Below are 14,973 nucleotides of genomic sequence, written 5' to 3' on the forward strand. Positions count from 1 at the left end.
CCTTTGGTTGGTTCGATTGAACAAATTTACAAATCATTTAGAATTATTCGTCTTGTGGCTCGTCGTTATTAGCGTTTTCAGTATCTGACGCTTCAGAACCCGTATTCTCGCCGTCAACCTCACCACCCTCTTCCATTATTTCGTCTTCCTCAATTGCCTCAATTTTCTCTACAGAAGCAATCGCATCAGTATCGTTGAGCTTAATAAGCCTCACTCCCTGCGTATTCCGGCCCATTACTCTCAATACCTCTACCGAAATCCTGATGGTGATGCCCGAACGGTTCACAATCATCAGGTCATCGCTATCAACAACCTCCTTGATAGCCACCAGCGAACCGGTCTTTTCTGTGATGTTGATCGTTTTAACACCTTTTCCTCCACGCTTGGTGATACGATAATCTTCTATTGAAGAACGCTTACCATAGCCCTTTTCAGAAACCACCAACAGGTTGGCATCCTCTCTTGATACAGCAACCATGCCAACTACTACATCGTCGGCCCCTTCTCTGGTAACGCCTTTCACTCCAGTCGCATTCCGTCCCATCGGTCTCACATCGGATTCGTGGAAATGAATGGCCTTTCCCTTGCTCTTGGCAATCACTATGTGGTTATCGCCGTTGGTAAGGCTGACGCTAAGTAACTGGTCTCCCTCCACCACATTAATGGCGTTGATACCGTTCGTTCTGGGCCTTGAATAAGCCTCAAGAGAAGTTTTCTTGATGGTACCCAACTTGGTACACATCATGATGTAGTTATTGTTGATATAGTCCGCATCAGAAAGGTTCTTCACATTAATAACGGTTCTGACGGAATCACTCGGCTCAATATTGATAAGGTTCTGTATCGCTCTTCCCTTGGTTACCTTACCACCTTCAGGAATTTCATATACTTTCAACCAGAACACACGTCCCAGCGCTGTAAAAATCAGCAGGTAGTTGTGGGCAGTAGCTACAAAAAGGTGCTCAGGAAAATCATCGTCCTTCATGGTCACTCCTCTCGAGCCAACTCCACCCCTGCCCTGAGTTCGGTACTCAACCAGTGGTGTGCGCTTGATATAACCCTGATGCGAAATAGTAATGACCATTTCATCGTCGGCAATCATATCCTCCATGGTGAACTCATCTCCAACCATTTCAATAGCCGTGCGACGCTCATCACCATATCTGTCCTTCATTTCAAGAAGCTCGTCTTTGATAATGCCCATACGAAGCTCTTCTTTCTCCAGGATTTCCTTCAACCTGTCGATCAGCGCCATTACTTCATCATACTCTTTCTGGATTTTCTCACGCTCCATGCCTGTAAGGCGCTGAAGTCTCATTTCCAGAATAGCCTTGGCTTGTATCTCGCTCAGGCCAAACTTCTCCATCAGCCCCGTTTTCGCTGTATCAGGATCCCTTGATGAGCGAATCAGGTTGATCACTTCATCCAGATTATCCAAAGCGATCAGGTATCCCAGCAAGATATGGGCACGCTTCTCGGCTTCATCCAGCTCAAACTGGGTTCTGCGGATCACCACTTCATGTCTGTGCTCCACAAAATATTGAATGAGATCCTTCAGGTTGAGCGTTTGCGGACGTCCTTTAACAAGGGCCACATTGTTTACGCCAAATGAAGTCTGAAGCTGCGTATATTTATAGAGCTTGTTGAGTACTATATTGGCAACCGCATCTCTTTTTAATTCATAAACGATCCTGAAGCCGTCCCTGTCCGATTCGTCACGAATGTCAGATATCCCTTCTATCTTCTTTTCGTTTACCAATGCGGCAGTTTTTTCGATCATCGAGGCCTTGTTCACCTGATAAGGAATTTCCGTAACGATGATCTGCTCCCGGCCTGACGGCATTGCTTCGATTTCAGCTTTGGCTCGCATCACCACCCTGCCCCGGCCGGTTTCAAGCGCAGCCCTTACTCCAGAATAGCCATATATGATGCCCCCGGTCGGGAAATCAGGCGCCTTTACATATTTGATCAGCTCCTCAACAGTAATTTCTTTGTTGTCGATATAGGCAATCGTACCTTCTACTACCTCACTCAGGTTGTGAGGGGCCATGTTAGTAGCCATACCTACGGCAATACCGCTGCTTCCATTCACCAGCAGGTTAGGAAACTTGCCTGGGAGCACTGTAGGCTCTTCCAGTGAGTCGTCAAAATTGGGCTGAAAATCAACCGTATTCTTGTTGATATCGGCAAGCAGCTCTTCTGCAATTCTTTTCAGACGTGCTTCCGTGTAACGCATGGCTGCCGGTGAATCACCATCGACACTACCAAAGTTACCCTGACCATCGACCAGCGGATAACGCAATGACCAATCCTGAGCCATACGCACCATGGTATCGTACACCGAGGAGTCACCATGGGGGTGATACTTACCCAGTACCTCACCTACTATTCTCGCCGACTTCTTATATGCCTTGTTATAGTTCACACCGAGATCAAGCATGCCGAAAAGCACCCTTCTGTGAACCGGTTTAAGACCATCCCTAACGTCGGGAAGTGCCCTGGAAATAATCACCGACATGGAGTAGTCGATGTAGGCACCCCGCATTTCATCTTCAATATTAATTGGGATGATATTTGACTTGTCTTCTTCTGCCATAAATTATGTTCAAACGCTCCAAAAAAACAGAGCGCAAGTTAGTTAAAATTATTGTTGACGACTAAAAAAAATGCAATGGATAAGCGATCAATTTCATGACCTAATAGGGCTCAATTTTATTGCGGTTTTTCCACTTGTACCGGAAGAGTTTCCTATGGTTTTGGCCCATTACCGGGTTCTGATGTTTGTGAATAGGTTGGCCCCTTACAATTTCATTGTTGCCATTGTGTGCATGCTTCAACTGTATGGCACAGGAGGGCAATGGACAACGACGGATATCTGGAATATTGATAGAAACACCAGCTTGGATAAAGAAGGTTTGCTGCTTATGTGGAATGGAGATACCCGCTTCTGTCAGGTTGGTGTTGAATGTGTGGTAGTCGAAAGAAGGCTTCACAATGACCCTGAAATACTCGGAAAGGTTCTTTTCAATTGAAATCCCCAAATTAAAGAAAGCACCCCGCTGTATCACAGCATAGTCATAAATGGGCTGCTCACCTTTTATTTTTCCTCCTCCACGCAAAACGCCTATTTGCGCTTCACCGGCAAAAGAATAGCTCCAGAAGTCGTAAAATTTATAACCCACAGTGGCAAAATACCTTTGGAAGAACACCGGAGACACCTCCGGTTCGAAAGGCCGGATGGTTTCTTTGAAAGTAGTTGGCTTAAATGAAGTGAAATATTGCCTTTCAAATGTTGCCCCCGCCCCTGCTCTAAAGTTCAGATAGTTGAAATGTACAACCACCCCTATAGGGATACTATGCGACAATGACCTAAACTTCAGCGGCATGGTGTCGGTGGCCATACTGAACTCTCTTCTTAGCTCTGGGTTAAACACAGGCTCGTCCAAAGGCCTGTAAGGCACTTCAAAATAATTTGTGAGGTCGAGCGTGTCTCCGTAGGTGCTTCTGTTGAACCAGTTACTGTTGCCAGCTACTACTCCCGTTGGAGCAGGAACTCCATCAACGATAGGAACGATGATTTGATTGCTCTGCGATTGGTAGAAATAAACGTTATTGAGCTCATGGCTGTACATGGCCAGGCCATAACCAGTCGTTCCTGTGATGGAAAACTGATTGAGCATCACCCTCACAGGGTTCCTGTAAAGGTCGCTCGATTTTCGGCGTGGTGGAGGTACAAATCCAGGTTTTTGCCCAAGCGCAGTCTCGGCGCAAAGTATCCATACACCAAAAAGAATAAAAATAAGCTTAAATAACTTCAACCTGTTTAATTTTCCAGCCTTGAAATTAATCAATTTTTAGGAAAAAGCCCCAATTATTGATATTCAACTACAGTCACAGCAAAGATTAATGGCGTGTAGGGTGGGATAACTGCCCCGTAGTCGGGAATAATCTGCTTTTCGATCAGTATGTCCTGAAAACCAGCGCTATGCGGCACTGTCTGCACACTCGCTCCATATGCCATTTCAGACGGAATGAGCAGTTGTGCTTCCTCGCCAAGCCGCATATTGTTCAGCCCTGCTTCCAAACCTGTAATCACTTCATCAGCCCCCATATTCACTTCAAAACCCGATTCGCTGCCGAAAGAGTCGCCGCTAAAGAATTTACCGGTCCAATTAATTGCTATAGTGCCACTAGAAGGCACCTCGGCAGCCTGTTTATCTCTTTTTGTCTTGATGATAGAAAGCCCTGAAATGAGATTGATAACCGTATCAGGACTATTACTGATTTCAAAATCGCTGATGTAGTTGTTGATCAACTGCAGCTCTTTTTGTCTGATTTGATTGATGCTTTCCTCAGCCACTACTTCTATTTCGATGATGGCAATAGAATTGGCGGGCAGGTCGCCCGACACCTCCAGGGCACCGTAAGCTTTATGAGAAGGAAATATAAAAACGTAGCTATCACCAGTGGCAAGTATCTGTAGTGCTTCGTCCAGCCCTGGCGGATAAATTGTTTTGGTATTCCTCTGCGCCTTGATGGGCTCACCATTGCCAGCCGTGTAGGAGGCTACGACAACACCATCCATATTTTTTACCGTATAGTAAAACGAAATAATATTAGAGGAATTGGGAAGTGAGTTTCCTTCTACCACAGGAAAATAATAGAAATCCTGATCCGACTTTGTGGCGCTGTCTATCTCATTTTCCGCTAAATAGTTCTGAATGGCCAAGTCCTGCTCTTCAGGAAGTGGTGGCGGCTCATCCTTGTCCTTGCAGCCTGTTAGTCCGATTAACAGCCATACTCCTGCCGCCAACATACAAAGTTTATTCATGGAAATCTTTCTTATGCTAACGAATTACTATCAGAAATAGTACCAACAATTCACAGACCGTTAACCCTTTACCTTGAATGTCTGACAAAACTGCTGAAAAACAGGAATCCGATGCAGGTCAAGCTTCTGACCAATATCCAGAAGCCGCTCGTAATCGGTCTTATTCATCGACCTTCGCTGAATAATGTGTTCGTCGTCCTGAAGGAAGAAGGAGGAGATAAACCGAATGAGTATATACGGTGTGTTCAGCACAGTCCTTTTGTATTCGTCGTAATTATTGTCGACAACAGCAGCCTCTTTTGTCTTTAGCTTGTCGATATCGAAGGAACTGTTCATCGCTATCTTGAGCACGTCAAAGAACTTCTCCTCCCACTTAGTATAGTTGTCGAGCAAAAATTTCATGGCATACACAGTGGGGTCCTTTTTGAGAAAATAGCCGCCTTTTGACGCTTTTCTCGCCTTTTTATTCAATGCCAGCTCTTCAAAAAGACTCACACTCCCATTGGCCAGGGCCACCCCTACCGTCGGGGCCAGCATGATAAGCCCGAAGAAGTCATGATCACCGATCTCAAGGTAAGGCGCATCGGTTCTTATAAAGTCCTTTTTTAGCTTTTGGGTGGCTTCAAGGATGGCCGGAATCTCCATCATTGTTTCAATTTCGAATTCTGTCAACATGAGGTTAGGCGGATATTAAGTGATCCTTTAAATATAGCACTTACTAATTATAATTTACCAGTTGATTTTTAGTAAGCATAAAAAAAAGAGCTGATAACAGCCCTTAAATTCCTTATGTTTGGTTAGTTACTCCCGCCGTCGTCGGTTTCGCTATCGCCTTCGTCAGTACTTTGCATGCTGGCGAGTAGCTCGTCGTATTTTGTTTTAAGCTCAGCATCGCTTTTCATTGCGTTCCTGACCTTGTTATACAACGCAGCACCCAAATCATCTTTTATCAGGTTCGGATATACTTCCTTAAACTCCGCCACCATATTGTCATACTCATCAAGAATTCCCTGATAAGCCGTTTTCTCCTCGTCTGTGGCACTAATTTCGGCTAGCTTTGCGTCGTCACCCCAGGCCTTCTTCAATTCCAGAAACCTTCGCCCCTCATCCATCAGCTCATTGTTCTTGATGACCTCATTGTATCTAACCTGCAGGTCTTCCTTCATCGAGTCAATTTTATTCATCACAGTAGCGTACTGTGTCAGTTCTTCATCGGTTACAGCATCGGCATCTTGCGCAAAAGAGCTTTGAAGGGAAAGGCCAGCTGCAAAAGCTAACGTCAACATAAACTTCGCTTTCTTCGTCATCGCTTTGAACATTGTATTTATTGGTTTTTGTTAAAACTATAATTTTCTCCAACCTCCAAAAAAGGAAAATCTCACTTAAATACCAACTCCTAAAGGTATTTATACCCTTATAGGACTATGAATGGTGAATGGATGGCGCTAAACTACCAGGTGCGGTAAGGATTGGCGGTAGGTATGTCTTCCAACGACTGAAAAACATGAAAGGCGGTCTTCCCTTTGCGAATGTCGAAAGTAAACTCCTGCTGCTGCTTCCTACCCGTTGCAGAAGCCAGGTTCAGTTGCACTTTTTGCTCCCCTTCCGGCAAGGGCACTCTCGAATAATAGATGGTATGTGGAATCGTTTGCCAGTTGCGAGTATCGGCCTTTTCAGTCAGTGCATTAAAAAGCCCTATGGCAGCGCCAAGATCCTGGTTCTCGCCTCTCACCTGATATTCCGCAGCCTTTTTTAATGCTACCCGCAAAAGCGACTTGCCAAACTCGGCCAGCATGCGTTCCTGCAAGCATTTAAACGCAATTGCATTAACGTCCTCAGCGGCTTCCAGGTCATACTTCTTCCCATTGGCTGACAACGTGGCACTGTTAAAAAGTGCCGGGCGTTCTACGTATTTGGGAAAAGCAACCCTGAAGAATTCGAGTGCTGCGAGGCCCTGCTTCTTATCGTCTTCGTTGCTATCGAAGAAAAAAGGGAAATTAAAACCGTAGTCGCTGTTGGCAAATGTAACCAGACCGCCCTGACCATGAATAACGGAAAAGTTGATCGACCACTCCGCTTTCACCGGCCCCAGTCCGTTGTTCCAAAAGAAAACAAGCTCTCCCCCATTTTTTGGCGATGGCGTAAACTTCCTTCCAAAAGCCTCCTCGTAGCGGCGCACCTCATCACTAAACCCGTTTAGGTAAGCCGTTCTGAGCAGGTCTTCCTTCAGTTGATCGGGAGCGCTCATACCAAACAATTTCTTGTAGTCGCCTTCGTAAGTTTCGTAGGCGTTCCTATAAGCGACAAAGGCGTTGTTAACATCGCCGGATGCCTCGTAAATAATGCCCATCAGGTTGTTCACAAACGCATCCTTCTTGTATTTATCGGGGTTCTTATACTTGTCTGAAAGAGTCCCCAACCTAATGTTCAGTCTGCGGCACTCCACTAATGCGGATTCGTAGTCGCCCAGCTTCAAATAGTTGATGGCCTTGTAATACAGCAGCAACAAATGTTCGTGATCTTCCCCTTTGTACTCTGTCATTGTCGGATTGGTCAGCAGCGAGGCTGCTTCATTGAGGTAGTTTACCCGATAGTCTTCACCAAATATATAGGCTTGCTCAAAGGCTTCGTTGCTGATTTCATAGTTACCGAGCAGTGACTGTACGATACCCTGGTTCAAAAAATACAGGAACCTGGCCTTTCCTTCGGCGGCCTTTTTGTTCTTTTCCAACACCCTTGCCGCCTGCTCCAGGTCACCAGACTCGAAACTCTGATTGAATTCATAGTTCATTTGGTAAAAGGTGGCACAAGATGCCAGCAGCAGACCGCTAAGCAATAAGATTTTGATCGGAAAACGCACAGATATTGTTTTTGTAGAGCTTTTTTGAGACTAAGCAGCAAGCAGCCGATAGTGTTGAGATATTGCTCGCCAGTTACCGGATGCTCGTTACCTTATTCTATTTTGGTACTTGAATAGCGTCAGCTTAGTTCCTTATGAACTTCTTGATCTCCTTGTCTCCTATCCAGACCTTCTCGTTGGTTTGCAGGTTGGCAAGCTCAAGATCAACTTTGTACAGCACCACTTTTTCTTTGTTGTACGAGTCTACGATAGAATTGATCGTACCAAACAGCATGAAGTCAGCTCCCAGCTCAGCACCCCATTTCTTTTGAGTTTCCGGTGAAGCAAATTCCTGCTGGTCAGCCCTTTCTTCACGCATTTTCTCACGGAAAACAGAATTTTGCACTACTCTCACCATGCCTGAGTTGATGAACTCTCTTTCGATGTCTTTGATAAAAGTCTCAGATTCAATATGCTCGTGGCTTTTGTTGGTAACAAGGCCAACGATCACCACTGGTTTGGCATTTTTTGCTCTGCTAAAGTCCTCTCTCCATGGACGATTGAGCACATCACGGATCATTTCCTCTGCCACAAGTTTGGAATCGGTGTCGTTCCAGCGGCCACTAAGGTCAATTTGCTGATCGGGACTTACCCTGGTAACCGTGCGTTGCGAACAACCGGCGGCGATGAATAAAACGGCCAAAGAAAAAACAGAAGCTTTAACTATTGATTGCATTCTCATAATTGTTTGTTTGTCTTGTATCTCTTATAAAAATAGGCAGAATACCTCAGAATCTACCTGAAAGCTTCACATTCAAAAACCTTGCCGATAATGAATTGGGCACGGCAAATTGTTGATTGAAGACGTCTTTTACCCAGGTGTAAGAAATGGTGTTCTCAGCACCAAGCAAATTAAGGATCTCAGCGGTCAGCCAGATAGACTTCAGACCTCCAAATATTTTTCCTTCGTTCTTTTTCGAAAACACCTTGGTGAAACCAACATCAACCCTGTAATACTCATCTCCCTTGAAAAAGTTGCGATAAGTTGGATTATTTGGCGCACTAAAGGGCAACCCACTTCCATAGAGTGCACTGACGTAAATTCTAGCACTTGGATCGTTGGGCAAATAATCCTGAAAGAAAATACCCAATGTGACCCTTTGATCGGATGGCCTGCGGATAAAGCCGAGGGTGTCTCCTTCTATGTCCTCAATGGTTCGAAGCAAACCGAGGCTGAACCATGACTCGGTGCCCGGAATAAACTCGCCGTTTACTCTGAAATCAACACCGTAAGCCCACCCTCTGGCCAGGTTGTCGCCAAAGTAACGAAGACGCACATTGTCGATGTCGTAAGGAACCAGGCGATCCAGGTATTTGACGTAGGCCTCTGAAAAGAAAACAAAGTTTCTTCCATTCATTTGAAATGCATAGTCCATTCCTGCCAGGGCATGGTACGACACCTGGGCTTTCAGGTCCCGGTTAATGACCCCTTGCCTGTTGCGCATTTCTCGGTAAAAAGGCGGCTGCTGATAAACGCCTCCTGCAACTTTAAAGGCGGTCTTTCGTGACCAGGCCGGCGTAAACACATATTGCATTCTCGGGCTCACCAGTAGTTGGCCATTGACCGTCCAGTAGGCCGTGCGAACACCAGCATTCAGAATGTGAATAGAATCACTTGAAAAAACTGTGTGCTGCAAATAGCCAGTGAGGTGATAACCATCAACCAGGTTTTCAGCCCAAATCCTGTCGGTGGTGCTGGCATAGCCGGAAGAGTCTTGAAAAATGTATTCGTTCAGCACATCTTCTATTCTTTCCTTTCTGGCTCCAAGGCCAGCTTCTGTTAGCTGGTGATCGCTCCAACGGGCGGAAAACCGGCTTTCTGTATTTAGCAATGTAGCCTGTAGCTTATTGCGGCCGTAGTGATAGTTGCTGCCTACGCCACGAACTACCACGCAATCCTTGAACTGGTCGCTGGCCGGGTTGTTGTTCACATCACACAACCTGTAGGCTCCCTCTACTTCAAAATATTCTCTTTCTACAGTATAAACACCTGAAGCAATCACGTCCAGGTTGAACTTATCGTCCCAGGTGTTGGTCCACTTCACTCCGCTTTGATAAATATCATAGTCAAGCACCTCTTTGCCATCGAAAGCCGCCACCATGCGGAACGACCTGCCGAACGTACCGAATTCCACTTCCTGTGATTCCGGCTTTGTGAAGTACCTGTTTTGGGCATAGGAGGCAAGAATCGAGATTTTCTGCCTGTGTGCCTCGGTCTGCTGGCCTAACTTAACAGAAACAAGAGACTGGAAGTCGGCGAACCGAGGTAAATATTGGCCTTTCACAGAAATCGTATTGAGCAAATACCTGGAGTTTTTGTAACGAACCCCCGCTGTATAGTTTACCCTGTCGTTTTTGCTAACACCTTCCACATGTGCTGAGCCACCTAATAGCCCCAGATTGACAGATCCAGCCTGTTCAACGGGGTTTTTGTAGCCAACATTAAGCACGGATGAAAGCTTATCTCCATACTTCGACTGCCAGCCACCGGATGAGAATGTAATTCCCGACACCATGTCGAGGTTGACAAAACCCAGCCCCTCCTGCTGACCTGCCCTCACCAAAAAGGGCCTGTACACCGGAATATCATTCACGTATACAAGGTTTTCATCGAAATTACCACCTCGTACAGAGTAAGCAGAAGATAACTCATTGCTAGCCACAACCCCCGGAAGCGTGGCTAGTATCCTGGAAATATCTGCCGTGGCCGCAGGGAAATTTGCCAGCTCTTTGCTTGTCACACGAAATTCCCCAGCTCTTGGAGGGCCCAGCTCTCTTTTGCCTACCACTGTTACCTGAGCCAGAAGCGTTTTATCTTCATTCAATGTGGCCTGAATAACCAAACTATCGCCTGCGGCAAGGGACACAGGTTTTTGAACTGCCTTATAGCCTACAAAGCTTATTTCAAGTTGATAACTGCCCGGCTCAAGGCATAGTAAAAAGGTGCCGTCCGTATCGGCGTTGGTGCCTTTGGTAAGCGACGGAACGGAAATGGTAGCCCCCTGCAATGGCGCATTCTGAGCGTCGAGCACTATACCCTGGATGCAGGCTTGTTGCGCCCAGGTGGCAAAAGAAAAAGCTAAAAAAGTAATGGTAAGTAAGCCCCTGCGCATCAAACGAATTTTTCCTCGCTGTTCACAGTTTTGAGTTGAGCGATTGTTTCCAACGGATCAGATGCACTGAAAACGAAGTTGCCAGCCACCAGAATGTCTGCTCCCGCCTGACAAAGCTCTCTGGCATTGTTCATGTTTACACCACCGTCTATCTCGATCATGGTATGCGTGCCGGCGTTGAGAACCATCTCTTTGGCATCTCTCACCTTTTGGAAAGTTCGTTCGATGAACTTCTGTCCTCCAAAGCCGGGGTTCACCGACATCAGTAAGATAATATCGGTCAGCTCCATGATGTCTTTCAGCACATTTACGGGAGTATGTGGGTTGAGCGCCACCCCTGCCTTGCAGCCCAGCTCACGAATTTCCTGTAGCACCCTGTGAAGGTTTGGGCAGGCTTCATGATGCACAGAAATCACCTCGGCACCAGTTTCAACGCACTGTTTGAAATAACGAGAGGGCTGCTCAATCATTAAATGGAAATCGAGGGGCTTTTTCGTGTGCTTATTGATGGCCGCCGTTACCGGAAAACCAAAGGAAATATTGGGAACAAAAGTGCCATCCATTATATCGATATGCAGCCAGTCGGCCTTGCTGCTATTGAGCATTTCCACGTCTCGATGAAGGTTACCGAAGTCGGCGGCAAGTATGGAAGGGGCAATAAGTGGAAAGTTCATGGATAGGTTTTCTTAGTATCTGAGCAGTTTTACCTGCTTCTCAAATGTGCTTGACGACAACCGTAAAAAATAAACCCCGGGGGTTGTGCCCGAAAATTCAAATATAACAACGTCGTTGATATCGTAGCTATTGTATTCTTTTTGGGCAATCATCTTCCCATTGGCATCGAACATCTGTACAGAGAGCCCGTTAACTGCCAGTTCATTATTGATTTTTATGCTCAGCCTGTTCTCCGTGAACGGATTGGGATAGACCTTCACCTTGTCATTGATCACATCATCTACTGAGAGGATTTTCCCACCCGTTGCTTTGATAAAATCAGGGATGCCATAGCCAAACAATGTATCAGGTTTAGTTGACCTGCTGCCTGAGTTCAGAATGTCGTTAAAAAGCTCTTCTCTTGTTTTTTCTGGCTCTGCCTGTATCAGCCCAGCCACAAAGCCGGCCACCATGGGTGCCGAATAACTGGTGCCATTCGCAGTGATCAGCGAGCCGCTCTCCGCTCCCACTGTGGCGAAAACCCCCAGCGCCACTACATCAGGCTTGATGCGTCCATCGGCCGTAGGACCAATCGAGCTGAAGCTTGCCAATTTACCGCTGTTATCCACTGCACCTACTGACAGCACCTTGGGACTGTCGGCTGGGGCCGTGGCCTTTTTCCAGCTGTTGCTGCCCTCATTGCCTACGCTGGCCACTACGAAAATACCCTTGTCGGCGGCCAGGTTGGCGGCCTGCGTAATGATGGCCGTTTTGCCATCCATTTGCGCCTTTGTGTAGTTCATTTGCGAATCACTGAACACATTATAGCCCACTGAAGTATGAATGATATCAGCGCCGAGGCTATCGGCCTTTTCAGCGCCAAAAAGCCAGTTGTATTCCTCGATCCGGTATTCGCTTTTTACGTCTTCCGTAACAAAAAGCGCAAAATCAGCTGCAGGTGCGGTACCCAAAATCAATGTCGTGTCCTTGCCCTCCACCTGGATCATTTTAGCTCCAATGGTAGAAAACACCCTCGTGCCATGGTCATCGAAGGTATACACCTGATGTCCGTTGGTGACGAAGTCGTAAGTCTGCAGTATTCGGTTGCTGCTGCGAACCTCTTCAAAAAACGGCACAGCGTCAACGCCACCAAAGCCACCGTCGAATATGGCAATCAGCACGCCCTCCCCATAGAAACCCTGGCGGTGCATGTGCTGGATCGAAAGAAGGCTGTTTTGAAATTCGGTGGTGGCGAGTACCCTGCCTGTAGCGCTTTTGCTTTTGAAACGACCGTTGGCTGTTTCACCTTTGGTAAGCCGTGCTCCCGGTGCCACCAGCTCCACTCGTGAAACGAATGGGAGCGCATCGACAGTCAGCACCTTGTTGACGTTGCATTGAATCAACGCCAGGTTCATCCATTTGGAGGTATGATACACTTCAACGCCGGTTGCTGCCAGTTGATCGAGGTAAGCCTGGCTAACCGGCAAATCGGTCTCATCAACTGGAACCCCCTCTTTTTCCCTTCTCAAAATCGCTTTTTCCGAAAGAAAGTCTTCAGGCCTGTCAACGGAATAGGTGCCACCTGATTTGTCCGTAAATTGAACAATATACCGGTTGACCTGAGCTTTCAGTGAAAGTCCGGACAGTAGTAAAATCAAAATAGTCAGAGCTCCTCTACTCTTTACCATGTGCAACAAGTTCCATATATAATTTTCGGCCAGAATCTATGATCTTCTGACCAAAGCACTCCTCTGTACTGCAGTAATTTAGCTGAATAAATTCTTTTTTCACCAATCCAATCTCCTTCGCAAAGTACTCTCTGCGCACATCCTGGAAAACAATAGTGTCAAGCACTTCTCTCTGAAGGATTGTTAGCGTGTTTTCAAACGTGGTATCACCCACCTCAAGGGCCAGCCCAAGCCCACTCACCTGATAGGTCTCTTCTCCCCTGTTGTTCAGTGCATTACCATTCCACTCTTTGCCTTCCGCTAATGGAAAAGTAAGCTTGATAAACGGTACATTATTTTCAATGCGAACCGCCTGGGTAGTAGAAAGCCTTGCCGTCCAAACGGAGTCAAGTTGCCAGTCAACGTTGGCTGTTTCCCGGCTAAACCGCTCCAGCCTGTAGCTCAGGCTGCCCGACAGATCAGTGAAGGTATCGGCCACCACTTCCCTGAGAAAATAGTGCGACGGCATGGAGTCGAGCAGGTTGTAGGTGGTAAGGTCGACCTCGTATTCCCAGTAAAGGCCCTTTTCCATTGGGAAAAAGTCGGCACCCAGCCGGGAGGTGTCGGGCACAATGGTTTCCTCCTGACAGCCCATTGAAGCGATCAGGAGAACCCATAGTGTCGGTATTTTAAACAGCCTTAGCATGTTGTCTGAAACTTGACTGGATCCAGCCGCCGCCTATTACGTCGTCGCCTTCGTAGAACACCGCTGCCTGCCCCGGGGCAATTGCATTGACTCCGTTGCCGAAGAACACCTTCATGGTGTCGCCTACCTGCTCGATGACGGCCGGCGCACCGTCGTCATTGTAGCGCACTTTGGTAATGGTATCCAAACGCTGGCCGGTAAGGTCAGTGTATTTCATCATGTTGAGGCCTTTCACGTACATGCCATCTCTGGACAGTTCATCAAAGGTGCCCAGCACAACTCTGTTCTTCTCTTTTTGAATTTCGGTCACGTACACCGGGTACCCCAAAGTAATGCCCAGGCCTTTCCTTTGCCCGATGGTGTAGAAAGGATAGCCCTTGTGCTTACCCAGCACAGTGCCGTCCTCCAATACAAACTCACCACCGTCGACTTGCTCTTCAAGGCCTTCTACCCTCCTTTTTAGAAAGCCACGGTAGTCATTGTCGGGGATAAAGCAGATTTCGTATGACTCAGATTTGTTCACAAGGTCTATAAAACCTCTTTCACTAGCCATTTCCCTTATTTCAGGCTTGCGCAGATGGCCAAGTGGAAACATAGTGCGGCTCAAACTTTCCTGCCCCACTCCCCACAAAGCATATGACTGGTCTTTGTTTTCGTCCTTTCCTTTGGAAATAATATAGCGATCATTCTCCTGCCTCACCTTTGCATAATGTCCCGTGGCGATAAACTGGCAGTCCAGCTTGTCTGCACGTCGCAGCAATGCCTCCCATTTGATGTGGGTGTTGCACAACACACATGGATTGGGCGTGCGGCCCGCCAGGTATTCGGTGGTGAAATTGTCGATCACATAGTCGCCAAACTCACTTCGAATGTCCAGAATATAGTGTGGGAAACCCAGATTGACGGCAATATTCCTTGCGTCGTTGATAGAGTCGAGGCTGCAACAGCCCGTTTCTTTTTTAGAACTGCCTGCGGACGCATAGTCCCAGGTTTTCATTGTCATTCCGATGACTTCATAGCCTTGCTCATGAAGCATCACGGCTGCCAGGGAGCTGTCAATACCACCGCTCATGGCCACCAGTACTCTTCCGTGTTTACTCATT

12 protein-coding genes are annotated in these 14,973 nt (G+C 46.9%); all 12 read right to left on the reverse strand.

The window, feature by feature from the left end; genetic code table 11:
* Window positions 1-43: 43 nt before the first annotated feature.
* The 12 genes from gyrA to mnmA all read right to left on the reverse strand — a co-directional run bounded on the left by gyrA (window position 44) and on the right by mnmA (window position 14,972).
* The gene (gene gyrA, locus ACMVP2_RS26245; RefSeq protein WP_416865804.1) at window positions 44-2,596 is read right to left on the reverse strand and encodes a DNA gyrase subunit A; all 2,553 of its coding nucleotides are present in this window, start codon (window positions 2,594-2,596) and stop codon (window positions 44-46) included.
* Window positions 2,597-2,696: 100 nt separating this feature from the next.
* Window positions 2,697-3,818, reverse strand: coding sequence for a hypothetical protein (locus ACMVP2_RS26250; RefSeq protein ID WP_416865805.1), 1,122 nt, complete (start codon window positions 3,816-3,818; stop codon window positions 2,697-2,699).
* A gap of 53 nt (window positions 3,819-3,871) precedes the next feature.
* Complete coding sequence (locus tag ACMVP2_RS26255; protein WP_416865806.1) at window positions 3,872-4,831, reverse strand: FKBP-type peptidyl-prolyl cis-trans isomerase; 960 nt, start codon at window positions 4,829-4,831, stop codon at window positions 3,872-3,874.
* A 60-nt stretch (window positions 4,832-4,891) separates the two neighbouring features.
* Window positions 4,892-5,506: a hypothetical protein gene (locus ACMVP2_RS26260; protein ID WP_416865807.1), complete on the reverse strand. Its 615-nt coding sequence runs from the start codon at window positions 5,504-5,506 to the stop codon at window positions 4,892-4,894.
* A gap of 122 nt (window positions 5,507-5,628) precedes the next feature.
* Window positions 5,629-6,150: a hypothetical protein gene (locus ACMVP2_RS26265; protein ID WP_416865808.1), complete on the reverse strand. Its 522-nt coding sequence runs from the start codon at window positions 6,148-6,150 to the stop codon at window positions 5,629-5,631.
* Window positions 6,151-6,281: 131 nt separating this feature from the next.
* The gene (locus tag ACMVP2_RS26270; protein WP_416865809.1) at window positions 6,282-7,691 is read right to left on the reverse strand and encodes a COG3014 family protein; all 1,410 of its coding nucleotides are present in this window, start codon (window positions 7,689-7,691) and stop codon (window positions 6,282-6,284) included.
* A gap of 124 nt (window positions 7,692-7,815) precedes the next feature.
* Window positions 7,816-8,406, reverse strand: a complete 591-nt coding sequence (locus ACMVP2_RS26275) for a penicillin-binding protein activator LpoB (RefSeq protein WP_151996521.1) — start codon at window positions 8,404-8,406, stop codon at window positions 7,816-7,818.
* A gap of 52 nt (window positions 8,407-8,458) precedes the next feature.
* A complete protein-coding gene (locus ACMVP2_RS26280; protein WP_416865810.1) occupies window positions 8,459-10,843 on the reverse strand; it encodes a TonB-dependent receptor in 2,385 nt (794 codons plus the stop codon).
* Window positions 10,843-11,517 (reverse strand): ribulose-phosphate 3-epimerase, encoded by a 675-nt coding sequence (gene rpe / locus ACMVP2_RS26285; RefSeq protein ID WP_339790575.1) that lies wholly within the window; start codon window positions 11,515-11,517, stop codon window positions 10,843-10,845. The genes ACMVP2_RS26280 and rpe overlap by 1 nt, the downstream gene beginning before the upstream one ends.
* A 12-nt stretch (window positions 11,518-11,529) precedes the next feature.
* Complete coding sequence (locus tag ACMVP2_RS26290; RefSeq protein WP_416865811.1) at window positions 11,530-13,185, reverse strand: S8 family serine peptidase; 1,656 nt, start codon at window positions 13,183-13,185, stop codon at window positions 11,530-11,532.
* A complete protein-coding gene (locus ACMVP2_RS26295; protein ID WP_416865812.1) occupies window positions 13,172-13,870 on the reverse strand; it encodes a hypothetical protein in 699 nt (232 codons plus the stop codon). The genes ACMVP2_RS26290 and ACMVP2_RS26295 overlap by 14 nt, the downstream gene beginning before the upstream one ends.
* On the reverse strand, window positions 13,854-14,972 hold the full coding sequence (mnmA, locus tag ACMVP2_RS26300; RefSeq protein WP_151996516.1) for a tRNA 2-thiouridine(34) synthase MnmA: 1,119 nt from the start codon (window positions 14,970-14,972) through the stop codon (window positions 13,854-13,856). The genes ACMVP2_RS26295 and mnmA overlap by 17 nt, the downstream gene beginning before the upstream one ends.
* Window position 14,973 lies beyond the last annotated feature (1 nt).

Origin of the sequence: Imperialibacter sp. (assembly GCF_048007035.1) — a bacterium.
Taxonomy (GTDB): domain Bacteria; phylum Bacteroidota; class Bacteroidia; order Cytophagales; family Cyclobacteriaceae; genus Imperialibacter.

What these genes read in the sequence shown, in the direction of transcription:
- ACMVP2_RS26265 (WP_416865808.1), bottom strand. Translation starts at nt 6,150, where the DNA reads ATGTTCAAAGCGATGACGAAGAAAGCGAAGTTTATGTTGACGTTAGCT.
- ACMVP2_RS26290 (WP_416865811.1), bottom strand. Translation starts at nt 13,185, where the DNA reads ATGGTAAAGAGTAGAGGAGCTCTGACTATTTTGATTTTACTACTGTCC.
- ACMVP2_RS26260 (WP_416865807.1), bottom strand. Translation starts at nt 5,506, where the DNA reads ATGTTGACAGAATTCGAAATTGAAACAATGATGGAGATTCCGGCCATC.
- ACMVP2_RS26280 (WP_416865810.1), bottom strand. Translation starts at nt 10,843, where the DNA reads ATGCGCAGGGGCTTACTTACCATTACTTTTTTAGCTTTTTCTTTTGCC.
- mnmA (WP_151996516.1), bottom strand. Translation starts at nt 14,972, where the DNA reads ATGAGTAAACACGGAAGAGTACTGGTGGCCATGAGCGGTGGTATTGAC.
- ACMVP2_RS26275 (WP_151996521.1), bottom strand. Translation starts at nt 8,406, where the DNA reads ATGCAATCAATAGTTAAAGCTTCTGTTTTTTCTTTGGCCGTTTTATTC.
- rpe (WP_339790575.1), bottom strand. Translation starts at nt 11,517, where the DNA reads ATGAACTTTCCACTTATTGCCCCTTCCATACTTGCCGCCGACTTCGGT.
- ACMVP2_RS26295 (WP_416865812.1), bottom strand. Translation starts at nt 13,870, where the DNA reads ATGCTAAGGCTGTTTAAAATACCGACACTATGGGTTCTCCTGATCGCT.
- gyrA (WP_416865804.1), bottom strand. Translation starts at nt 2,596, where the DNA reads ATGGCAGAAGAAGACAAGTCAAATATCATCCCAATTAATATTGAAGAT.
- ACMVP2_RS26255 (WP_416865806.1), bottom strand. Translation starts at nt 4,831, where the DNA reads ATGAATAAACTTTGTATGTTGGCGGCAGGAGTATGGCTGTTAATCGGA.